This is a genomic window from Shouchella miscanthi, assembly GCF_007725405.1.
Lineage (GTDB): Bacteria > Bacillota > Bacilli > Bacillales > Bacillaceae_D > Shouchella > Shouchella hunanensis.
In genome coordinates, this window is record NZ_CP042163.1 from 1,507,456 (window position 1) to 1,528,742 (window position 21,287).

Sequence of the window (21,287 nt, forward strand, 5' to 3'; positions counted from 1 at the left end):
TTTTGAATCTTTTTTTGCCTAATCCCGTATATAAAGTGAGTGGAGGCGATTCGATGGATTTTTTCATTAAACAGCGGGTTTTTTCATTTCGGGATCAGTTTACAGTGTTCAATAGGGAAAAAAAGCCCGTTTACAAAGTAGACGGGAAGTTTTTCTCTATTGGGGATCAGCTGGCGATTACGACTAGTGAAGGTGTGCCGGTGCTTCAAATTAAGCAGCATGTCTTTTCGCTTATGCCGCGTTATTCGATTGCGAATGATGAAAAAGAATTATGTGTTGTCTCTAAAAAGATGAGTTTCCTTCGTGCGCGCTATGAAATTGAACCACTTGGATGGACGATCGAGGGAAGTCTATTTGATCATCATTATGCGGTTAAAGATGGGACTACAACCATTATGACGGTTGAGAAAGAGTGGTTAAGTTGGGGTGATACATATCATTTGCATGTGGGTGAACCAAGGCATGAAACGATAAGTGTTGCGCTGATGATTGTGCTAGATATGGTCCATCATCAAAAAAGTAAAAACCAATCTGCCCCTTAACTAATAAAAAAACTGGATTACTGACGATTTGAATTATGAATGACCTCTAGCCGCGTTCTTCTTCTATAATAAAGAGGAAGGAGTGATGAGCATGCTTACTGTAAGGATGAATGAGCAAGCGGGTATAGTCGTGGAAGAAATGAATAAACCAGAACCTAAAGGCTTTGAGGTAAGAGTGAACGTCGTAATGTCGAGCTTAAATTTTGCTGATCTAAAAGTCGTTTCTGCAAGTAAGCCAGGTCAGTTAGGAATCGATCTTGTTGGGGTTGTTGACCAAGTAGGGGAACATGTAACGAAGGTACGTGTCGGTGATCGCGTTATAGCGTTTCCGAAGACGAGTGGTCATGCGGAGTATGCGATTGCCAATGAACAGTTAGTATACCGTATTCCAGCTACACTATCATGGGAGCAAGCTGCGGCATCGCCAATTGTTGTGTTTTTAAGCTATTTTCTTACTAAAGAGATTGTACCACTATCGCATGAGGATTCTATTATTGTACATGCGGCATCTGGCGGCGTCGGTACAACGCTTATTCAATTAGCAAAGCGTACAGGATTAAAAACGATTATTGGTACGGTTGGGTCTTTGGATAAAGCGGAAGCAGCTTACCGAGCGGGAGCTAGTCATGTGTGTACCTATCAGTCATTTAAGAATGATACATGGGCTATCACAGAAGGCAAAGGCGTCTCCGTTATCTTTGATAGTATTGCAGGGCATGTAACAGAGGATAGTTTACACGTGCTCGCTCATTTCGGGACGTTGATTCAGTTCGGGAATGCAAGTGGTCAAAAAAGTTATGTATCAAACGAAGATTTACATAAAAGCTGTCGTTCAATAAAAGGATTTAGTTTTGGAACCATGAGAGCGTTTAAACCTGATAGAGTAGAGAAAGCTGCGAGTAAAGTGCTAGATCTTCTTGCAGAAGGTACAGTAAAGACAGAGATTGATCGAGTCTTTTCCCTGACTGAAGCGAAGAATGCATATCGTTATTTTCAAACTCGTAAACACCAAGGAAAGATACTTCTTAAGATGAACCACTAAAAAAACAAGGCACCATAGAAGGATGCCTTGCTCTTATTCGTTGAGCGCTTTTTCTAGCGCATTAACGTTTTGGTACATTAAAGAAAAATAATCTTCCCCATTCTCTTTATCCTCTTCTGTTAGCGACTCTAAAGGATGGATGAGTAGGGCTTCCGCTTCTAAATGATCTTGGACGATCTCTGCTACTCGCGGTGTAATGTTTGGTTCAAAGAAGACGTAGGTGAGTCCAAGTTCTTGAGCTGCTTCAACGGTTTGGATTAATTCGGTTTGTGATGGTTCGCTTGTTGGTGAAATTCCTGCAATGCCAATTTGCTTCAAACCGTAGCGTTGCTGCCAATATCCGTAACCAGCGTGTGATACGATAAAGCTATCTCCCTGTGCAGTTTCAACTAGATCGATAAACGCTTCATCCAGTTCATGAAACTGAGCTTCTAGCGTTTGAAAGTTCTCATTAAAGTATTCTTCTTGCTCTGGTAAAAGCTCAGTTAATGTATCGCGAATGCTTTGAGCAATCTCAATGGATCGAATGGGATCTAACCATACGTGAGGATCTTGATCGCCATGGTGATGGTCATCATGATCATCAATTAGAATGAGAACAGTGTCGCTAGTTGAGATAATCGTATCTTCTTCATCATATTGGATCGCTTTTACTTGCAAGTTATCTTGATCTGCTGTTAGGGTGAATTCAGTGGTAGGCTCTTCTGATGCTTGTTCCCAGTCTTCGTCATCTGTACGTGTATACCAAACCCATTCACCGTCCTCTTCCACTGATAAAGTGAGTGAATCCCCACTGTGATAATGATCTTGAAGGCCATTTAGTTTAGTATCGCCTTCCTCAGCAATCGGAGATGCGTCCGTATGCTCACTGTGATCATGATCGCTATCAATTAAATGGGTTTGAGCACTTCCTTCTAAAACGTGTACAGATTGATTTTCTATAGCAGATAAAATGCTATCTGCAAAGGGCTCCAACTCTGCGCCATTGTAAATAAAGAGGTCTGCTTCTGCTACTTCAATCATTTCTTGTGGCGTTGGTTCATAGGTGTGTGCATCGGCTCCAGCAGGAACGATGTTTTCCACGTTTACAAAATCGCCGCCAATGGCTTTTGTCCAATCTTCATAAGGGAAAATCGATGTCTTTATATGCAATTGATCGCTATCTTCATCCGCTCCTTGATTACTATTGCAAGCAGCTACCATCACTAGTGCTACTAATCCAAGAGAGCGTAAATATGTTTTCTTCATTATATGCTCCTAACCGTAATAATTACGTTTTGTGTAACTTAAAGAATTATATCGCAATCATAATTATTTGTGAAGAGATAAGGCTAAATTCGGCCAAAGGGGGACAGTAAATGAATCGAATTATTGCCCATCGAGGGTTTTCTAGTCTTTATCCTGAAAACACGATGCGTGCGTTTGAAGAGGCCTTCAATAGTGGTTGTCGAATGATTGAATTGGATGTCCAATTAAGTTTGGACAATGTTCCAGTTGTTATACATGATGAGAAAGTAAACCGGGTAACAAATGGCAACGGTTTTGTACATACACTTACCCTTGCGGAATTACGAGAATTGAAAGTGATGGGAACAGAATCCATTCCAACGCTTAAAGAAGTGCTCAAACATTTTAAAGGGAAAGTTCAATTAATCATTGAACTGAAAAATCAAAAGCAGCTGGAAACAAAGATTGAAGAAAGAGTGTTAGCTGATATTATGGAAGTTGGAAGCTTGAAGGATGTGCAGGTAATTTCATTTGATCACGATTGTATTGACCGCCTGAAAAAAGTAGCACCACCTAAGCTGGAGGTTGGCTATATTCAGCGCAAGCCTACGAAAAGACTATTTAAACGAATGGAAAATCAACGTATTTCATCGGTGACGATGAACTATCTATTTTTCTCAAAGCGAGTGGTGAGAAAATGCCAAAGAGAAGGCTATCGACTCGTATTTTACAATGTAACAAAAGTAAAACAGATTCAAAGGTGTTTGCGCTATCCTCACGTTTATGTAACAGTGAAGGCGCTTAACAATTTGCCTCGTCTGTTTAAAGTAACGGACTAAAGGGTATATAGACAAAGATTATTATTGTGGAGGGTATTAACTTGAAAAAAATGACATGGTTGATCGTTGCACCTGCTAGTACACTGATGCTTGTAGCTTGTGGTGGTGACGAAACAGGTGGAGAAGAAAACAGTTCAACAGGAACAAATTCAAATGAAGAGGTTCAGCAAGGGGAATCCTTATCAGTTGAAGAGGTTTTAACAAATACCGAAGAAGCGATGAACAATGTAGATAGCTTTAGAACAGAAATGAGTATGACATACGATATTCGTATGTCAGCGGAAGAAGCAGATGAAACGATGGAATTTGCTGTTGATACAATAATGGACGCTATTTCTGAGCCACTTAGTTTTAAAATGAACACCATGATGACTGCTTCAGAGCTTGGGATGGATGTTAGCACGGATCAGTACTTCGAAGATGGCATCTTTTATATGGAAAATCCATTAGGTGAAGGCTGGTTAATGATGGATATTAGTGATGAGATGGAGTTAGAAGATGAGCTTCAAGTCGATTCACAAGAGCAAATTAATATGTTGAAAGACATGATGACACATATTGAGATGTCAGAGGAAGAGGATTCCTATGTTATTTCTATGGAAGGCGATAATGAAGACTTCCAACAGTTTATCCATTGGTTTATGGAAATGGGTGGCCAAAATGAAGCGGCTATCCCTCAAGAAGAATTAGATACGATGTTCGAGAATATGGAAGTCGAGAATATGACTTACAGCCTTGTTGTAGACAAAGATACATTCTATCAACAGTCAGTCGCTATGAGTGTTGATATGTTAATGGAGGAAGAAGGGGAAACGGCTAATTTTACGATGGACGTTGCTGGAACCTATTCCATGTACAATGAAATTGATTCAATTGATATACCGGATGAAGTCATTGAAAACAGTGTTGATATTGAAGAAATGTTCGGTGGGCTAGAGTTTGATGAAACAGAGGATGACATGTAAGGTCATTATGAGTGTCTAGTGAGCTATAGCTCACTAGACTTTTTTTTATTCTGCATCAGTCGAGCACGTGATAGTGACAGGAGAGTATTCACCAATGACTGTTTGTCCGTGAACAGATACACTACCTTCGTTCGTAAGATCTTTTTCTGTCATAATACCAAGTGCAATTGTGAATTGGTTTAATTTTACTGGTATATTAGTCTCCCGTCTTACTTCTTGCCCGTTTACATAAAAAAGGGCTTCGTCCCTCTGCCGATCGTATCGAATGGTAAATGTATTAAATTCATGAGGTTTAAAATGATCTGTTGCTTCTTTAAATAAGCAGAAGTATTTGGTTTTTCCAGTGTCAGGCACTGTCACACCAGGAAACGGTAAAATGCCATAAACCGATGCGTATTGATCGTCTGTTGCAAAGAAATCAAGTGCTGCACCTGTAGTGAAATCAAGCAAATTAAATGAAACATATCCATCGTATAGATCTCCAGGCTTCGTATCTTTTGTTCGTGCTTTTATCTCTACCTCAATTTCGATCTGTCCTTCTTCAGGAATTTCAACAGGTTCAGCTGAATAATACATATGCTTCGCATTGTCTAAAATCTGAATAGAGTCATGATGGTTGGATAGAGGAGCACGTACATAGAGTGTCCCGTTGCGCACAATGACAACAGCTTCAGGCTCTTGGTATTTCCAGAAAGAGCCGTCTGGTAATGGGAACCCACCTATTTTCCATGTATCCTCGCTGGATAAAATTGTATCAAAATTACCTAAAACCTTTTTCACACAGCATCACTCCTTCTCTAAATTAGCCCGTAAATCAATAACGATCCTATAATAACGATACCGGTTCGCGTGGTTGCTTTTAAGGATGCGCCCATTAATTGTCCGTAGACCGGGCTTTTGTTTGTTGGACCGAGTTTCCTATAGACACTAGCAAGCGGAATGGCAGCGAATAAGGCAACAATTGCGTACCAAGGTAAAACACGAATAACGCTTAAAAGTGGAATGGAGAGAAAAGCGAGTGCAGCCAAACTTTTTGAAAAGATGAGACCATCTTTTTCCCCCCACAAAACAACCAATGTTTTTTTGCCAGCCTCTTGATCTGCGCGCCAGTGGAGGAAATGGTGATTAAACAAAATAAGTGTCGTTAATAGCCCCACTGGTATCGAAAGAAGAAAGACTTCCAAAGGCAATGAACGGGTCATCACAAAATAACTTCCGGTTATTGGAAGTACACCGAAAGCAAGAAAAATGGCGATCTCACTATAGCCTTTGCCTCTATAACCGAATTTTAAAGGCGGTGCTACATAGAAGTAAGCAATGAGTCCACCAGCAATTGCAAACAGCAGTAATTCCCAACCTCGTAAAATAGCTAAAAGAAGTCCCGACACAAACGCAATTACGAACAAAGCCCAAGTGACAAATGTAAATTGACCTTCGCTCACTTTGCCATTCGCCAATAATCGAGAATTAGTCGAAATGGATTCTTCGGATTTTTCGGCTTGCGTATCAACACCATTGCGGAAGTCCCATAAATCATTAATCATATTTGAAAACAAATGAGCTGCTAAAGCGCCAATTAAAGTAAGTAAAAAGAAGAACAGATGAAAAATCCCATCCCAAGCATAAGCAGCAACCGATCCAATCATAACAGGTAAAATCATAACAGGAAGCACTTGAGCTCGAGCGGCTTTAAGCCAAAATGTAAGTGTTTGTATGTTGTTCACCTCCTGCCATTCACGGACAACTAAGCTGTCCAATGATGACTATACACGTTGCTATTTAAATGCACAATAAAAGACGCTTGTAGATTGGTGGTTTGGAAAAACTTACTGATGTGCTATGCTAGTAGAATAAGAAATCGCTTTAATTTCTTTGAAAGAAGGGAACGACTTGGAACATACTGATCTTGTTATTGAAAGAAAAAAGCTACCGTTCTTGTTGCGTATAGGAAAAGTGGTAATGGCCTTAATTGGTTTAACGGGGGTTGTAGCAGGGATTATGATGGCTGCAACACAAGAGGGAAGCATGATACAAGCTTTTTTAATTTTAATGGTATCGATTCTTAGCTTGGGAATTTCCTTGTTGCGAATTCAGACGGTAACCTGTCCTCATTGCCAAGCAACGTCGACGATTCATACGTTAACAGTTGATTTTGAATGCCGTCGTTGTTTAAAGCCTACTGCAATTAAATGGAAGAAGTAACAAAACCGGTGTTTGTAACCGGTTTTTCTTTTTTTAGCAACATTTTCTGTAAAAAACCCCTTTCTATTTATGCGTTTCTTCTTTATAATGTATCCATTAGCAACTAGTAAATACGAATATTATAGCTTACTCGTATAATAGCGGTAATAAGGTCCGCGAGTCTCTACCAGACTGCCATTTAACGGTCTGACTACGAGTGATCCATTTTTGCGCGCTTTTTACATCATGTAGAAGCCGAAAGATCACTCGGAGAAGTCCGTTTATCTTTCGGCTTTTTTCTATTTTAGGAGGATGAAAAATGAAGCAATTAAAGGAAGCAATTATGGAAAGAGGAACGGTTTTATCGACTGGTGTTTTAAAGGTGGATCAATTTCTTAATCACCAAGTTGACACTACATTAATGTCAGAAATCGGGTTGGAATTTGCACGATTATTTGAGAACGATCGCGTAACAAAAGTGATTACGATTGAATCATCAGGTATTGCGCCAAGTTTTATGTGTGCGCATCAGTTACACGTACCACTCATTTTTGCGCGTAAGAAAAAATCGTTAACAATGAATCAAGCAAATGTATACTCTAGCCGTGTTTATTCCTTTACAAAGCAAGAATATTCCGAAGTGACGGTTTCAAAAGAGTTGATTGAAAAAGGAGACCGAGTCCTGTTAATTGATGATTTCTTAGCGAATGGGGAAGCGGCATCTGGTTTAGTGAGTATCGTTGAACAAGCAGGTGCAACCGTTGCAGGCGTAGGGATTGTTATTGAGAAATCATTTCAAGATGGTCGTAAAAAGCTTGAAGAAAGAGGTTTGCGAATTGAATCACTTGCAAGAATTGCTTCTCTAGATGGTTCAACAGTAACATTCATTGATGAAACTGCTTTAGTAAACAACTAACGAAGGGTGGGATGTTTTGTGAACCAGGTACATTATCCGTTATTTAAGAGGCAGGATGTTGATGCGTTCTTTGCACTCTTTCAAAATAATTTGGCAAATTTTGTTGTAATCACCGTCTCTTTGCTGGCGATGGGCTTCTCAACAGACCTCGTCTTTGGGAGGATTATTCCAGGTGTCGCGGTAGCTGTGATTGTAGGAAATCTATACTATGCGCATATGGCGAAGCGTTTAGCGCAAAAAGAGAATCGGAGTGACGTTACAGCGCTCTCTTATGGTGTATCCACACCGGTTATGTTTGTATTTTTGTTTGGGGTGACGGCACCCGCACTCGCGTTAACGAACGACCATGAACTGGCTTGGAAAATTGCGGTTGCTGCTGCTTTCTTATCAGGACTTGTAGAAGCACTTGTTGCTTTCTTTGGGAACTGGGTGCGAAAACATACTCCCCGACCAGCGCTTTTAGGTGCTTTGGCAGGGGTAGCATTTACGTTTGTTGCCGGTGAAATGTTGTTTTCGGTTTTTGAAATTCCAATTATTGGACTTGTGGCCATGGCAGTGATTTTAGTTGGTTTTGTTGCAAAAGTAGGTCTTCCATTTAATATTCCTGCTTCTTTATTAGCAATCATTGTTGGTGTTGTATTAGCTTTTGTACTTGGCTATCAAACCAGTAGTGATTTAACAACAGCACTAAGCAATGTTGGTTTTTACCCTTTCTTGCCTACCCTTGCGGCTTTTGAAGGGATGAGTTATTTGTTTGGTGCACTTATTGGTCTTTTAGGGATTTTAATTCCTATTACGATTTATAATGCGATTGAAACAATGAATAATGTCGATGCAATGTCAGCTGCTGGAGATTCGTATGATGTGAGAGAATGCCAGGCAGTGGACGGAATTGGTGCGATGCTAGGTGCTTGTTTTGGTGGGATGTTCCCAACCACCGTTTACATTGCGACAGTTGGAGCGAAACAGCTTGGAGCTGGGCGTGGTTATAGTATTCTAAATGCAAGTATCTTTGCGTTAGCCTCGATCACAGGATTAATTGGTGCATTTTCCGCTTTAATTCCAATGGCGGCAGTTGCCCCGATTCTCGTATTTGTAGGAATGTCTATGATTGGAAGTACATTTGCTAACAATGCCCGTCGCTACTATCCAGCGATTGCTTTAGCGATGCTTCCTTATATTGCAAATTATATGATGACACGCTTTAATAATGGTGCGCCAGAGGTTGTCGCTGGTATATCGGAAGGAATTGTCCCTCTTGGACAAGGTGCAATGTTCACAGCTATTATTCTCGGTGCCATTACAGTCTTTTTAATTGATAAAGATTTTTATAAGGCAAGTATTTTCTCTCTTATTGGAGCATTACTCTCATTCTTTGGCTTTATGCACGCCCCGTCGCTCGCGCTAAACGCGGCATTTGACTATACGGTGGGGTATGTGATCATCGCATTATTCTTTGTATATACAGGCTATCGTGAAGCAAAGAATACCGATGTTTCGCACGAGAGTGAAAAAGTAGAAAAAGTGGCTTAATAAGCAAACCCTCATAAAAAACAAACCCAGTGACAAAGTCAACTGGGTTTGTTTTGATTAGTGAAATCCTTATTAGCTAGTAATGTTTCGATGGTAACGATGAGAAAAGCTAGTGCAGCTTGAGTAATAATAGGAATGGTAATGGTTGTAGAAATTTTTTCTAAAACATGTACGAGCGGGAACACGAAAATAAATTGAATTGTAATTTCTGCTGTTTTCTGAAGCGGGTAACCGCTTATTTTCGGAACAATCGTGTTGATCATTCCTTTCGTTATGACCTCAATGAAAAAGCTACCAAACACAAACAATAGTACAAACCAAGCTAAAGCCCAAAGCGAATCATATTCTATTCCAAGTAAGTAAAACAGGCTGATTATGCCAAAGTAGTAGACAGCAAAGAAAAACCCAAATACAACAGATAAAAGTAAGCTAATACCTATGATGATGCTAAGGGATGGTTTTCGCATGGTTTATACCTTCTTCATTTACACGGATTCAGTTGCGCGTAGTTCGTTCGTAATTTCAATGGAACGGCTTGAAATAGTAGATGCACTTACATTGTATTTCTCAGCCAAAGCCTTCTGTGTTACGGAAAGAGGTGCGAATTCTTGCAGTGCGTATTCCATTGCAGCTGCGAAAGCTTCAGGCTTCCGTATATTCACTTTTTTCGCTGTTGTAAAAGCATACCATTTCTCTAAAGCCAACTGCTCAATCTCCGGAGAGTGTTGGTCTTTTTTTAATCCCTCTAGCAGAATCGTAGCCGTTTCTTTTACTTGTTCAGAAGACCACTGAAAGTCATCTGCACTTTTCACAACAGCTTCATTCTCTGCTAATAAAGAAGAAAGTAGCTGCGGCCACTTCGCTGTAAAATGATCGTCACTTCCGTTAGATTGGAAAACGTCAATTTTTTGCTTAATATCGGCTGTTTTCACTGGACGGTTACTAATAACCGGACCGATGAAAGTCATACTCGTTTCACCTTTGGCAGGGAATCCAATAATGGTGGAGCCTGGTTCTACCGTTTCGTTATGCTCAGAAGGGATCAGGTGGGTGAGTGTTTCACCGGTAAACAAGTTGCGGCTTTCGCACTCTGTTTCATTCGTTAGGGCTAGTACCTCAAGTACTGCTGGTTTTGTTTCTTTCCACGTCTCAATAATTTGCGCTGTTTGCGGGCGCTTAATTTTTCTTATTTTTGTTTCAAGAAACGTATCATAAATGGTCTGTCCATTATCTTGTATCGGTCTATGGAAAATGAGCCAAACGAGTAACATACTAGATAACGTTTCCGTTACGTTCTCTTCTACGTCTGGATACACATGATGATAGCTCTGTACCCAATTTGTCAGCTCTTTTTGATATCTTGTGAAAGCTGTATAAAGCATTTCCGTTTCTAATTGATGAAGCTCTTGTGTGACGATTGCTTTCGATTCATTTTTTTGCATACAACATTTTTTATATTTCTTTCCACTGCCACAAAGACAAGGATCGTTTCTTTTTAACATACATGTTCCTCCTTACGTCAACTTAACTAGTTTAACAGATTTTACTGATAAAAACAGGGGTTTACCACCGACATTTTTTTGATTGTTCACCTCGGCGATGGATAAGAAGCTATTTCGTCAACGGAGTGGATAGACACAGTTGACCGAACTAAAGGGACAAGGTCTGAAAAATTACCTTTTGACAGATTTCCTTTTGTGTGCTAAATTAATTGAATACTCATACATAAGAAAACACTCTTTATATTGAGAAGTGGAGGGACTGGCCCGACGAAGCTTCAGCAACCTTTCTTTTAGGAAAAGGTGCTAATTCCAGCAAAGGAAACTTTGGAAGATAAGGGGGATGCGGTGATGTCGCATAAACCCTTTTCATTCGAAAAGGGTTTTTTTCAATTTCATAATCAAAACGAATCGGTGTAGCGTTCCGCTGCTTAAAAGGGGAACTTGGTGTAAATCCAAGACGGTCCCGCCACTGTGACGTACAATTGTACGAAGTCAGATTGCCTGCCGAATCGTTCTGCTTAGCTCTACGCGGATCTAGAGAGGAGTGGAAATGTTGCCTTTAAAACTAGCTGTCTTGTCACTAGTGACTTTTTGGTAGATTTCCTATCCCTTTCTCTTGAAAGGGATTTTTTTATGATGAGTACAACTTTTTGAGGAGGCAAAAGAATGAGTAGCGTGAGAAGTTCAAGTTTAGGTTTTCCAAGAATTGGGGAACAACGAGAGTGGAAAAAAAATCTTGAAGCTTATTGGAACCAAAAAATATCAAAAGAGGAATATGGAACGAAGCAAAAAGCGTTGCGCCTTGCAAATGTACAAAAGCAAAAAGATGCTGGACTTGATTTAATTCCTGTAGGCGATTTTACCCACTACGATCATGTGTTAGATACGGCGGTTGCGTTTGGATTGGTACCTGATCGTTTTTCATACGATGGTGGAGAAGTTGATTTAGATACGTATTTTGCAATTGCGCGAGGAAATGATAACGCCGTTGCAGCCGAAATGACAAAGTGGTTTGATACAAATTATCATTATATTGTTCCAGAGCTAAATGGTAGGGAGCCAGAATTAGTTCATAATCGTTGGTTAACGCTCATTGAGGAAGCAAAGAAAGAACTCCATATTGTTGGGAAGCCTGTATTGTTAGGCCCTGTTACGTTTGTGAAACTGTCAAAACAGTATGGCAATCGTTCGTTTGTCGATCATGTCAGAAGCTTATTGCCACTTTATACTACGGTATTAAACGAGCTTGCAGACGCTGGTGTGGAATGGATTCAAGTAGATGAGCCCATTCTAGTTGGAGATGTATCAGAGGAAGAATGGTCCATTATTGAAGAAGCTTATGATTGGTTCGCAAAGTCTGCTCCTAATGCAAAGATATTACTACAAACTTATTTTGAAGGAATTGATTCGTTAGATCGTGCGACAAAGCTAGCTGTTGCTGGTCTCGGGTTAGATTTTGTTTACAGTAATAATTTGGAGCAATTAAAGGGAAATGGCTTTCCGAAAGACAAGACATTAGCTGCAGGGTTAATTGATGGCCGTAACATTTGGCGTACTGACCTGACAGAGACCCATTCAATTGTGGAAGAGATTTTAACTGTTGTTTCCAAAGAGCAGTTAATTGTTCAGCCATCATGCAGTCTTTTACATGTTCCAGTTACGTTAAAGCATGAACAAAAGCTTGCTAGTGACTTGAAAGCGGCACTCTCTTTCGCGGAAGAGAAATTAACGGAATTAGATCATGTCAAAAGTGTCGTGAATAAGCAACAAGGACCTGAACGTTTACAAGCTGGAAAAGAGGCAATTGAAGCGTTAAATCAATCTGCAAGTCGTACAAACAAAGAAGTTCGAGAAGCACTAGAGCGGAGTAAGAAAGAAGATTCAAAACGAAAGGTTCCAGCAGATAAACGGATGGAGCTTCAGCAAGAAGTGTTCAAATTTCCTAGCTTGCCAACAACGACAATTGGCAGCTTTCCTCAATCCCCTGAAGTGCGTAAAACGAGGCTACAGTGGAGACGAGGAGAAATTTCAAACGAAGCGTATGAAACGTTTATTAACGCAGAAATTAAACGCTGGATTGACATTCAAGAGGAAATTGATTTAGACGTACTCGTTCATGGAGAATTCGAGCGTACCGACATGGTTGAGTTTTTTGGTGAAAAGCTTGGTGGATTTGAATTTACATCAAACGGGTGGGTGCAGTCGTACGGATCACGTTGTGTGAAACCACCGATTATTTTCGGTGATGTCTACTTCCAAGAGGCTATGACAGTAAAAGAAACCCTTTACGCTCAATCCTTGACAGAGAAACCGGTAAAAGGGATGCTAACGGGTCCTGTAACGATTTACAATTGGTCATTCCCACGTACGGACTTGAAACCAGGCGATGTTGTAAATCAAATTGCATTAGCTCTTGAAAAGGAAGTGCTTGCCTTAGAAAGTGCTGGTATTACAGTTATTCAAGTAGATGAACCAGCATTAAGAGAGGGATTGCCGTTAAAAAGAAGGAATTGGACAGATTACTTAAATCAATCTGTTGTAGCGTTTCAGCTATCAGTAAAGACGGTTCAACCACAGACGCAAATTCATACCCATATGTGTTATTCGGATTTCCAAGATATTATTCAAGCGATTGATGGATTAGATGCAGATGTCATCTCAATTGAAATGTCTCGAAGTCACGGAGAATTAATTACTGCGTTTGAAGATTACACGTATAGCAAAGGCATTGGTTTAGGCGTATACGATATCCATAGTCCAAGAGTTCCAACAGAGGAAGAAATGGAAACAAGTATTAACCGAGCCCTTCAGGTGCTGGATCAGCGAATCTTTTGGGTAAATCCAGACTGTGGTTTGAAAACGAGAAAAGAACCAGAAACAGTAGAGGCGCTAAAAGCGATGGTAAAAGCTGCGAAGAACAAGCGTAAGGAACTAGTCGTGAAATAAGAAGGATCTCTATATTGGAAAAAGAGGGCTGAGTCGATTGACTCAGCCCCTTTCTTATAAACTGATTTCATTATGTTTATCATCCCAAACAGTTTGAACGTAGTTTGTTTTTACACTACCTTTGCTAAATTGTCTATGCTTTCTCCAAGTAATTATGCATTTAAATTAGTTGAATCGGTTGGTTTATCTCTGTTGCTAGCGCTTCTCGCTCCTTCAATTCCGAGGAAGACACACATGACGAAAAGGATAAAGCAAATGACCGATAGCAAATAGTTTTGCGCCATAAAGTTCGAGTAAAGCATGACAAGAAGAGCACTTGTTGTAACGATAAACATGAATATCATTGGAATGATAACGAACAATGCTTTTGATTTTGTTTTAACAAGCCACATCGTAACGGCTAAGAGTGCTAACGCACCAAGCATTTGATTGGCTGCTCCGAATAAAGGCCAAACGGTTTGCCATGTTCCTGATAAAGCAAGGGCCGTTGCGCCAATTAAACCAGCCACCGTAGCGAAATGTTTGTTTGTTAACAGTTTTACATGAATGCTCTCACCAAGCTCCGATACGGTATAGCGCATTAAGCGTGTGGCGGAGTCTAAAGTAGTCATAAGAAAGGCCGAGGCAGCTAAAGCTGTAAATGTAATACCAGCTTGAACAGGCAGTCCCCACGTACTCATGAATTCACCAATTCCTAATGAAAAAACGCTGATCGGATCATTGTACTGCGCCATCAATGCTGAAAATTCGCCCATTGTTAAGTAGGCAACGGAACCGATCGCAATAATGGCAACAAATGCTTCAAGTAGCATCGACCCGTATGTGACAAAGCGTCCATTTTTTTCGTTGTCCAATTGCTTAGAGGTCGTTCCAGATGACACTAATGAATGGAATCCAGAAATCGCCCCACAAGCAATGGTAATAAATAAAATAGGAAAAAGAAAGCCTAGTTCACTGTTATAAAAACCAGTAAAAGCTGGCATTTGGATAGTTGGTCTTGCAATCAAGAGCCCTAAAAAGGCACCACCAATTAGAAAGTACAGCATAAATGAGTTCAAGTAGTCTCTTGGTTGAAGCAGCAACCATACAGGTAATACAGATGCAAAATACGCGTAAATAATTAAAATAAATGACCATGCCGTCGCGCTTAGCTCAATCGGGAAATTGAGACCAAACCAAATGGAGCCGACCATTGCAATTGAACCAAGGATGGTTGCGAGAACAAGATTCATTCGTACTTGGTTAACAAGTAAGCCAAAAACCATTGCTACTGCAATAAATAAAAGTGATGCTGTTGCTGCGCCAGGAAAGGATACAAATGTATTGGCAACTAATATGACAAACACGCCGATAATTAAAATTAACGTAGCTATTGCAAAGGATAAGAACATTAGCTGTCCCCGTCGACCCATATACTCCTTAATCACTTCTCCAATTGATTTCGCTTTGTGACGAACTGACGCTTGTAATGAAGCATAATCGTGTGTGCCGCCAACAAAAATACTCCCAACTATGATCCAGATAACGGCAGGTAGCCAGCCAAATACAATCGCTGCAATTGGACCAGTGATAGGACCCCCACCAGCAATGGTCGTAAAGTGGTGACCAATAAGAACCGGTGTCTTCGTTGGAATGTATTCCTTCCCATCATAAAGTGTGTGCGCAGGCGTTTGTCTGCTACTGTCTATCTTAAGTCGCCTCTCTAAGTATTTTCCGTATGTGAAATAGGCAACAATTAGCACACCACCACAAAGTAGCATCAATGTAACAAAATTCATTCTAAAACCCCACCTTCTAATTCTCCGTTATTGACTCAATAAATGATTTAATAAACGGGTAGCCTTTCTTATTCATCGTGACTCTCTGATCAGGTAGTGAAAGAACCGCCAGATAGCGTTCGTACCAACCCGATTTTCCCCATTGAATAAATGAAACTTTTCTAGTCTTTTTTGCTTTTCTCTCTACTATAGGATCAGGTGAGTTGGCCGTTAAGAATATGCCGATATAAATGGATGACATATGGCTTGTGCGCTTGCTTTTATGTTGACGTATATACTGATCTAATTCTTGTTTGAATTGTTCGAATTCTTCGATCGAAGCTGTCTTTGCTTCATACAAGAAGATGTGTTGATTATTTTCAACACTCCATACGGTTACATTCTTTGTGAACATATACCGGTCATCACGACGGTAATAGTGCGCACTGAACCGAAGTGGAAGGCTTTCCAGCTTGTCATTTCCGTATACGTCAAATTGATGCTTAAGCGCGTTCTCTAGTTGATTGATAAACCGTTCCGCCTTCGTAATTGACACCTCCTCTTAAAACTTGATTATAAGTGAATGCTTCTAATTATAAGGACGTTCACTTAAAAGTTCAATACTTTCTGTTAATTTAATTTCCACAAACGAACGTTTTAAAAAACGATAGGAGGGAACAAACACCAAAAAGAGAGTTGAAAGGAGTCAAAGAATGAAGCTGTATGTGAACGGCAAATGGATTGGTGAAGAATTGGAACAGCTTGATATTACAAACCCCGCAAACGGAGATGTGGTGGATCAAGTACCAAAAGGTGGGGAAAAAGAAGCTGCGCTTGCTGTAGATGCTGCTGCAAATGCGTTTAAATCATGGTCAACACTGTCAACGTATGAGCGCTGTGAAAAGTTGGAGTTATGGCATCATTATATTCATGAGCAAACGGAAGAACTGGCAGAACTCATGACCCTAGAACAGGGAAAAGCAATTAAAGAGGCTCGCGGTGAAATTGGTTATGCAAATTCCTTCATCAAGTGGTATGCAGAAGAAGGGAAGCGAAATTATGGTGAGACCATCCCTGCATCAACGAGTGATAAACGACTCTTTGCGATTAAACAACCAGTTGGCGTTGTCGCAGCAATCACACCGTGGAATTTTCCAGCGGCGATGATTACACGGAAAATTGCTCCGGCATTAGCAGTAGGCTGTACAGCTGTTATTAAGCCAGCATCACAGACCCCGTTAACTGCTTTGAAGCTAGCAGAACTAGCAGAAAAAGCAGGCATTCCAGCGGGTGTCATCAATGTTGTTGTTGGCTCTTCTAGTGACATCTCTAAAGTGTGGCAGGAAGATAAACGTGTCCGTAAATTAACGTTTACTGGTTCAACCGAAGTTGGGAAAAAGCTAATGAAAGACGCAGCAGAGACAATGAAAAAAGTGTCATTAGAATTAGGTGGTCATGCTCCTGTTATCGTCTTCAAAGATGCGGACCTAGATCGTGCTGTTGAAGATACGGTTGCATCAAAATTTAGAAATGGTGGACAGACGTGTGTCTGCGCCAATCGCATTTACGTAGAAGAGTCTATTGCGGAGACATTTACAGCAAAATTGAAAGATGCAGTTCAGAAGCTCACAGTAGGCGATGGGTTAAATGAAGAAACAGATATAGGTCCGTTAATTGATCAAGATGCGGTCGACAAAGTATTGTCTCATATTGCGGATGCGAAAGAAAAAGGAGCAACGGTCGTTACAGGCGGGAAGAACACAGACGGTCTTTTTATGGAACCGACTGTATTAACAAATGTAACGGATGAAATGGCCTGTATGGTAGAAGAAACATTTGGACCAGTTGCGCCAATCGCTACATTTAAAGAAGAAGAGGAAGCAATTGAGCGAGCAAATGATTCCATTTATGGCCTAGCTGCCTATGTATTTACGAAAGATATTAATCAAGCATTTCGTGTCACAGAAGCTTTGGAATACGGTATTGTTGGATTAAACGATGGTGGTCCTTCCGCTGCTCAAGCGCCATTTGGCGGATTCAAACAGAGTGGGATAGGTCGCGAAGGTGGTAAGCAAGGAATGGAAGAGTATCTTGAAACGAAGTATGTGTCGTTTAAGTTGTAAGAGAGAAAGCCTTGGTTTGTCATTACCAAGGTTTTTTTATTTTCTATTGAACTATTTTTTATCATAGTGTACTATTTAAGTAGAACACCGATACAAAAAGTGGAGGGGACAACTATGGCTGACTTTCCTTTGCAAGTAAAAGGATTAAACAAATCATTTGGGAAAGCTCATATTATTAAAGAGATGAGCTTTCAGTTACAACGAGGACAAATTTATGGTTTCTTAGGACCAAATGGATCTGGAAAGACAACAACGATTCGAATGATCGTATCGTTAATCAAACCAAATTCAGGCGATGTTCTCATTGAAGGGAAGAGTATTCAAACGGATCGAAAAGCGGCTTTAGCTAAAATAGGCGCGATTGTGGAAGATCCAGATTTGTATGGCTATTTAACAGGTCAACAAAATCTTGAGCATTTCGCTAGGTTAAGCAATGAACCCATTTCAAAGGAGCGTATTCAAGAAGTCGTTGCTCTTGTTGAACTTCAAGATGCGATGAAGAAAAAAGTAAAAAATTATTCTCTCGGTATGAAACAACGATTAGGAATTGCGGTTTCACTTTTACATAAGCCTTCGGTTCTTATTTTAGATGAACCAACAAATGGTTTAGATCCTAAAGGCATACGTGATTTGCGCTTCTATCTGCAAAGGTTAGCAAAGGAAGATGGTGTAACCTTACTCGTATCAAGCCATCAGCTGAATGAAATTGAAATGTTATGTGATCGAGCCATCGTCATTAAAAAAGGCGAAGTCGTTGATGAAATTTCGATGAACGAAAGTCAAACAATAGAAAAAACATTAACAGTCAAAATAGAAGCAAAGCCTGTAAAGAAGGCCCTTGAACAGTTAGCACCATTTGGGTTTGTTAAACAAAATGGAGAGACACTTGAGCTTGAAAAACAATCCTATGAGGATATACCAGCAATCATTACTGCATTAGTAAAAGAGCAAATTGAAGTGTTTGGTGTAACGTATCAAAACCGTCTAGAGGACGCATACTTTACGCTTACAGAAGAACAGGAAGAAGGTGTATCTTAATGGGCATTATCTATAATGAATGGTTAAAATCTTGGTATGGTCGCAAAATATGGTTATTTGCTCTTATTATGCTTCTTTTTATTGGTGGTGCTGTAGCGCTCTTCCTATTCACTCAATCACAAATGGATTCTGCAATGACAGCAAATGAGTTTGCTGAAATAAGTGTGTACGCGTTTCCGACTTTTGTAATGTTGTTTGGTGTTGTTCTTATTGCAGGGGCGATTGCCGGAGAATTTTCAAGTGGAACAATTAAACAATTGCTAATTCGTCCAGCTTCTCGTCACAATATATTGTTTGGAAAATGGTTTGGTAACTTGCTTCTAGCAACGTTTATGTATTTTGCCATCGTCCTGCTAGTGATTATCATTGGCTTACTCGTGTTTGACCCGGGCAGTGGTTCAGTTGGAGAGACGTTTAAAACGACACTTGAAATGGCTATTTATCAGCTACCAACGCTTGTTTTCTACATGGCATTTGCTACATTAATTGCCGTCTTAACTAAGAGCACAGCGTTAACGATTATTATCACGTTTGCACCGATGTTTTTTAGTAGCATCATTCAATTATTCATTCATCAGTATGAGTGGTCGAAATGGATTGTCATTTCCCATATAGATGTATTTAGTAATTATTATTCAAATGAGATGATCTTTATGGAGCCACCATTCGAAAGCATGTGGGGATCATTAGCGTTTTTAGGCGCTCATATTGTTGTCATTCTTATTGCGGCTCATCTTGTATTTAAAAAAAGAGATGTGCTTTAATAAAACAGTCAGGCGTTTACTTCGCCTGGCTTATTGCTTTAGAAAGGGGGCTGTGGCATTTGTCTATTCAATTTGATCCGAACAAAGCCATTTACGCCCAAATTGTCGATTCCTTTTATCAACAAATTTGTAGCGCAGAGTTAATGCCAGGAGAAAAATTACCATCTGTTCGTGAGACGGCGCAAACGTTAAAAGTGAATCCGAATACAGTATCCCGAGCGTATCAAGAGATGGATCGTGACCAGGTGACCTACTCTAAGCGGGGACAAGGAACGTTCGTAACGGAAGATCTTGCGATTATTCGAACGCTAAAAGAAGCGTTAGCGAAAAAACAATTAACAGAACTAGTCCACTATATGCGGAAATTAGGTTATACCGATGAAACCATGATTGAGGCACTTACGAAAATAGTAAAGGAGGTGTAAAGGATGTATTCGTTTGAAGTGAAAGGTATACACAAAAACTATGGACGGAAACAAGTATTTACGAATGTATCCTGCCGATTTGATCAAAATCGATTTATCGTGTTGCTAGGATCGAATGGTTCAGGAAAGTCTACGCTACTGAAACTTTGTGCCGGGTTGGCACCTTTCTCTAAAGGAGAAATTCGTCTTGGAGACGCCAGTAGTCGTATTGACCGAGCGCAGAATGCAAGCTATGTAGCAGAAGGAGTTGGCTATCCAGCTTATCAAACTGCAGGAACGATCCTTACTCAACAAAAAAAATTGTATCCTGAATTCAATCAAGAGCAAGCGCTACATTATTGTCATGAAGTGAGCGTGCCGACACAAGTAAAGTGGGGTTCACTATCAACAGGTCAGCGCCACTTACTCGCACTAATTGTCGCAATCTCTACACAAAAACCATTTTTATTTATCGATGAATTGTTAGCGAATTTGGATACGACAAAAAAAGAAGCCATGCAGCGAATTTTAACAGACTTTCTATTGGACAATAATCGGACGATTGTAATGGCTACTCATGCGTATGAAGACGTCGAAATGCTCGCCGATGGTGCAATGTTTATCAAAGAAGATGAAGTGACAACGATACCAGATTTAGAAGGATGGCGACAGGAACATGGCGCCTCGCTCCATGATTTATTCGCAAGGGTGGGAAGAGCATGAAGGAGTTTGTTTTTTTTCTAAAGAGAGATATACGCCTGCTAGTACCTATTAATGTCATTATTGCGATACTGTTTACCATTATGCTCGTCATTGCGGGTATTATTCGTATGCGTCTCGCTGAACCGTTTCAATTGCCTGGTGTAACGGCAGTAACCGTATTGTTGTTTCTTTACCTTGTATTTGCGACATTTTTCATTATTATTGAATCGGTTTGGCGAGAATGGCGCTTAGGAATACAACATCATTGGTATCTTGCTCCAGGTGCTATCTTACTAAAGCTTCTTGCTAAAATAACAGCAAACTTCATATGGTTATTTGTCCAATGTATCTTCGTTGCCCTTTTCATGCTAGTGTTTATTTATTTTGCTGCGGAAAGTCACATTTTACAAACTGTTTTTCAGGAAAGTCGTCTTTTACTAAATTACCCGCTCCAACTAATTTGGTTCACTTTAATAGCTCCGGTTTTAGGCATCATTATGATTCTTTTACCTGTTTATCTTTTTTTAGGAATAAAAACATGGGTGAAGTATGGAGTGCTATTTATTTATGGATTTTTATTTGTCGTTGTCTATCCGTATGTTGCGCTTAAGATCGAGAATCATACTGAACCAGAGAGTGGAATTTTCTTTTTTGTTGAGCTGACGAGCAATGAACAAATGGTAATGGACACAGGGTTACTCTTTATTCTTCTTTTTTGCACGACTTATTTCCTGAAGAAGAGAATTGAGCTTTAAGCATTTGAATGTTTAGGCTCTTACCGATAGAATAGAAAGATCTGATGGAGA

Annotated in this window: 21 protein-coding genes and 3 riboswitches; of the genes, 14 read left to right on the top strand and 7 right to left on the bottom strand. The window is 40.1% G+C overall.

Annotation, left to right across the window (positions count from 1 at the left end; genetic code table 11):
* The first annotated feature begins 53 nt into the window (after nt 1-53).
* Nucleotides 54-542: an LURP-one-related/scramblase family protein gene (locus FPV17_RS07510; protein WP_144558655.1), complete on the top strand. Its 489-nt coding sequence runs from the start codon at nt 54-56 to the stop codon at nt 540-542.
* Between the two features lie 91 nt (nt 543-633).
* The gene (locus tag FPV17_RS07515) at nt 634-1,584 is read left to right on the top strand and encodes a quinone oxidoreductase family protein (protein WP_035396837.1); all 951 of its coding nucleotides are present in this window, start codon (nt 634-636) and stop codon (nt 1,582-1,584) included.
* 33 nt (nt 1,585-1,617) lie between these two features.
* Here FPV17_RS07515 and FPV17_RS07520 read toward each other — a convergent pair whose 3' ends face one another.
* Entirely contained in the window at nt 1,618-2,832 is a 1,215-nt protein-coding gene (locus tag FPV17_RS07520) for a metal ABC transporter solute-binding protein, Zn/Mn family (protein WP_060705462.1), read from the bottom strand.
* 110 nt (nt 2,833-2,942) lie between these two features.
* Here FPV17_RS07520 and FPV17_RS07525 point away from each other — a divergent pair, with 110 nt between their 5' ends.
* Nucleotides 2,943-3,650 (top strand): glycerophosphodiester phosphodiesterase, encoded by a 708-nt coding sequence (locus FPV17_RS07525; RefSeq protein ID WP_052008148.1) that lies wholly within the window; start codon nt 2,943-2,945, stop codon nt 3,648-3,650.
* Between the two features lie 50 nt (nt 3,651-3,700).
* Nucleotides 3,701-4,615, top strand: a complete 915-nt coding sequence (locus FPV17_RS07530) for a DUF6612 family protein (RefSeq protein WP_060705460.1) — start codon at nt 3,701-3,703, stop codon at nt 4,613-4,615.
* A gap of 45 nt (nt 4,616-4,660) precedes the next feature.
* On the opposite strand, the gene FPV17_RS07535 is transcribed toward FPV17_RS07530, so the two are convergent.
* Both FPV17_RS07535 and FPV17_RS07540 read right to left on the bottom strand, forming a co-directional pair.
* Nucleotides 4,661-5,395: a DUF6081 family protein gene (locus FPV17_RS07535; protein ID WP_035396801.1), complete on the bottom strand. Its 735-nt coding sequence runs from the start codon at nt 5,393-5,395 to the stop codon at nt 4,661-4,663.
* A 17-nt stretch (nt 5,396-5,412) separates the two neighbouring features.
* Nucleotides 5,413-6,339, bottom strand: a complete 927-nt coding sequence (locus FPV17_RS07540; RefSeq protein ID WP_246117154.1) for a prenyltransferase — start codon at nt 6,337-6,339, stop codon at nt 5,413-5,415.
* Nucleotides 6,340-6,505: 166 nt separating this feature from the next.
* Here FPV17_RS07540 and FPV17_RS07545 point away from each other — a divergent pair, with 166 nt between their 5' ends.
* The 3 genes from FPV17_RS07545 (at nt 6,506) to FPV17_RS07555 (ending at nt 9,245) form a co-directional block, all read left to right on the top strand.
* The gene (locus FPV17_RS07545; protein WP_035396799.1) at nt 6,506-6,817 is read left to right on the top strand and encodes a hypothetical protein; all 312 of its coding nucleotides are present in this window, start codon (nt 6,506-6,508) and stop codon (nt 6,815-6,817) included.
* Nucleotides 6,818-6,927: 110 nt separating this feature from the next.
* Nucleotides 6,928-7,030, top strand: a riboswitch (purine riboswitch).
* An 85-nt stretch (nt 7,031-7,115) separates the two neighbouring features.
* Nucleotides 7,116-7,712, top strand: coding sequence for a xanthine phosphoribosyltransferase (locus FPV17_RS07550; protein ID WP_060705458.1), 597 nt, complete (start codon nt 7,116-7,118; stop codon nt 7,710-7,712).
* Between the two features lie 18 nt (nt 7,713-7,730).
* Nucleotides 7,731-9,245, top strand: a complete 1,515-nt coding sequence (locus FPV17_RS07555) for a uracil permease (protein WP_035396797.1) — start codon at nt 7,731-7,733, stop codon at nt 9,243-9,245.
* Nucleotides 9,246-9,283: 38 nt separating this feature from the next.
* On the opposite strand, the gene FPV17_RS07560 is transcribed toward FPV17_RS07555, so the two are convergent.
* The gene (locus tag FPV17_RS07560) at nt 9,284-9,712 is read right to left on the bottom strand and encodes a YrvL family regulatory protein (RefSeq protein ID WP_144558656.1); all 429 of its coding nucleotides are present in this window, start codon (nt 9,710-9,712) and stop codon (nt 9,284-9,286) included.
* Nucleotides 9,713-9,730: 18 nt separating this feature from the next.
* Nucleotides 9,731-10,747, bottom strand: a complete 1,017-nt coding sequence (locus tag FPV17_RS07565; RefSeq protein WP_144558657.1) for an SEC-C domain-containing protein — start codon at nt 10,745-10,747, stop codon at nt 9,731-9,733.
* 235 nt (nt 10,748-10,982) lie between these two features.
* Nucleotides 10,983-11,085, top strand: a riboswitch (SAM riboswitch).
* A 54-nt stretch (nt 11,086-11,139) separates the two neighbouring features.
* Nucleotides 11,140-11,270, top strand: a riboswitch (cobalamin riboswitch).
* A 143-nt stretch (nt 11,271-11,413) separates the two neighbouring features.
* Here FPV17_RS07565 and metE point away from each other — a divergent pair.
* Entirely contained in the window at nt 11,414-13,693 is a 2,280-nt protein-coding gene (gene metE / locus FPV17_RS07570; RefSeq protein ID WP_144558658.1) for a 5-methyltetrahydropteroyltriglutamate--homocysteine S-methyltransferase, read from the top strand.
* Between the two features lie 152 nt (nt 13,694-13,845).
* On the opposite strand, the gene FPV17_RS07575 is transcribed toward metE, so the two are convergent.
* On the bottom strand, nt 13,846-15,471 hold the full coding sequence (locus tag FPV17_RS07575; RefSeq protein WP_144558659.1) for a carbon starvation CstA family protein: 1,626 nt from the start codon (nt 15,469-15,471) through the stop codon (nt 13,846-13,848).
* A 16-nt stretch (nt 15,472-15,487) separates the two neighbouring features.
* Entirely contained in the window at nt 15,488-16,006 is a 519-nt protein-coding gene (locus FPV17_RS07580) for a DUF8052 family protein (protein WP_035396786.1), read from the bottom strand.
* Between the two features lie 157 nt (nt 16,007-16,163).
* Here FPV17_RS07580 and FPV17_RS07585 point away from each other — a divergent pair, with 157 nt between their 5' ends.
* The 6 genes from FPV17_RS07585 to FPV17_RS07610 all read left to right on the top strand — a co-directional run bounded on the left by FPV17_RS07585 (nt 16,164) and on the right by FPV17_RS07610 (nt 21,236).
* Nucleotides 16,164-17,573, top strand: a complete 1,410-nt coding sequence (locus FPV17_RS07585) for an NAD-dependent succinate-semialdehyde dehydrogenase (protein WP_144558660.1) — start codon at nt 16,164-16,166, stop codon at nt 17,571-17,573.
* Between the two features lie 114 nt (nt 17,574-17,687).
* Nucleotides 17,688-18,611 (top strand): ABC transporter ATP-binding protein, encoded by a 924-nt coding sequence (locus FPV17_RS07590; protein WP_144558661.1) that lies wholly within the window; start codon nt 17,688-17,690, stop codon nt 18,609-18,611.
* The gene (locus tag FPV17_RS07595) at nt 18,611-19,375 is read left to right on the top strand and encodes an ABC transporter permease (protein ID WP_144558662.1); all 765 of its coding nucleotides are present in this window, start codon (nt 18,611-18,613) and stop codon (nt 19,373-19,375) included. The genes FPV17_RS07590 and FPV17_RS07595 overlap by 1 nt, the downstream gene beginning before the upstream one ends.
* A 59-nt stretch (nt 19,376-19,434) precedes the next feature.
* On the top strand, nt 19,435-19,800 hold the full coding sequence (locus FPV17_RS07600) for a GntR family transcriptional regulator (protein ID WP_035396780.1): 366 nt from the start codon (nt 19,435-19,437) through the stop codon (nt 19,798-19,800).
* 3 nt (nt 19,801-19,803) lie between these two features.
* Nucleotides 19,804-20,502, top strand: a complete 699-nt coding sequence (locus FPV17_RS07605; RefSeq protein ID WP_035396777.1) for an ATP-binding cassette domain-containing protein — start codon at nt 19,804-19,806, stop codon at nt 20,500-20,502.
* A complete protein-coding gene (locus FPV17_RS07610; RefSeq protein ID WP_144558663.1) occupies nt 20,499-21,236 on the top strand; it encodes a hypothetical protein in 738 nt (245 codons plus the stop codon). The genes FPV17_RS07605 and FPV17_RS07610 overlap by 4 nt, the downstream gene beginning before the upstream one ends.
* Nucleotides 21,237-21,287: the final 51 nt, after the last annotated feature.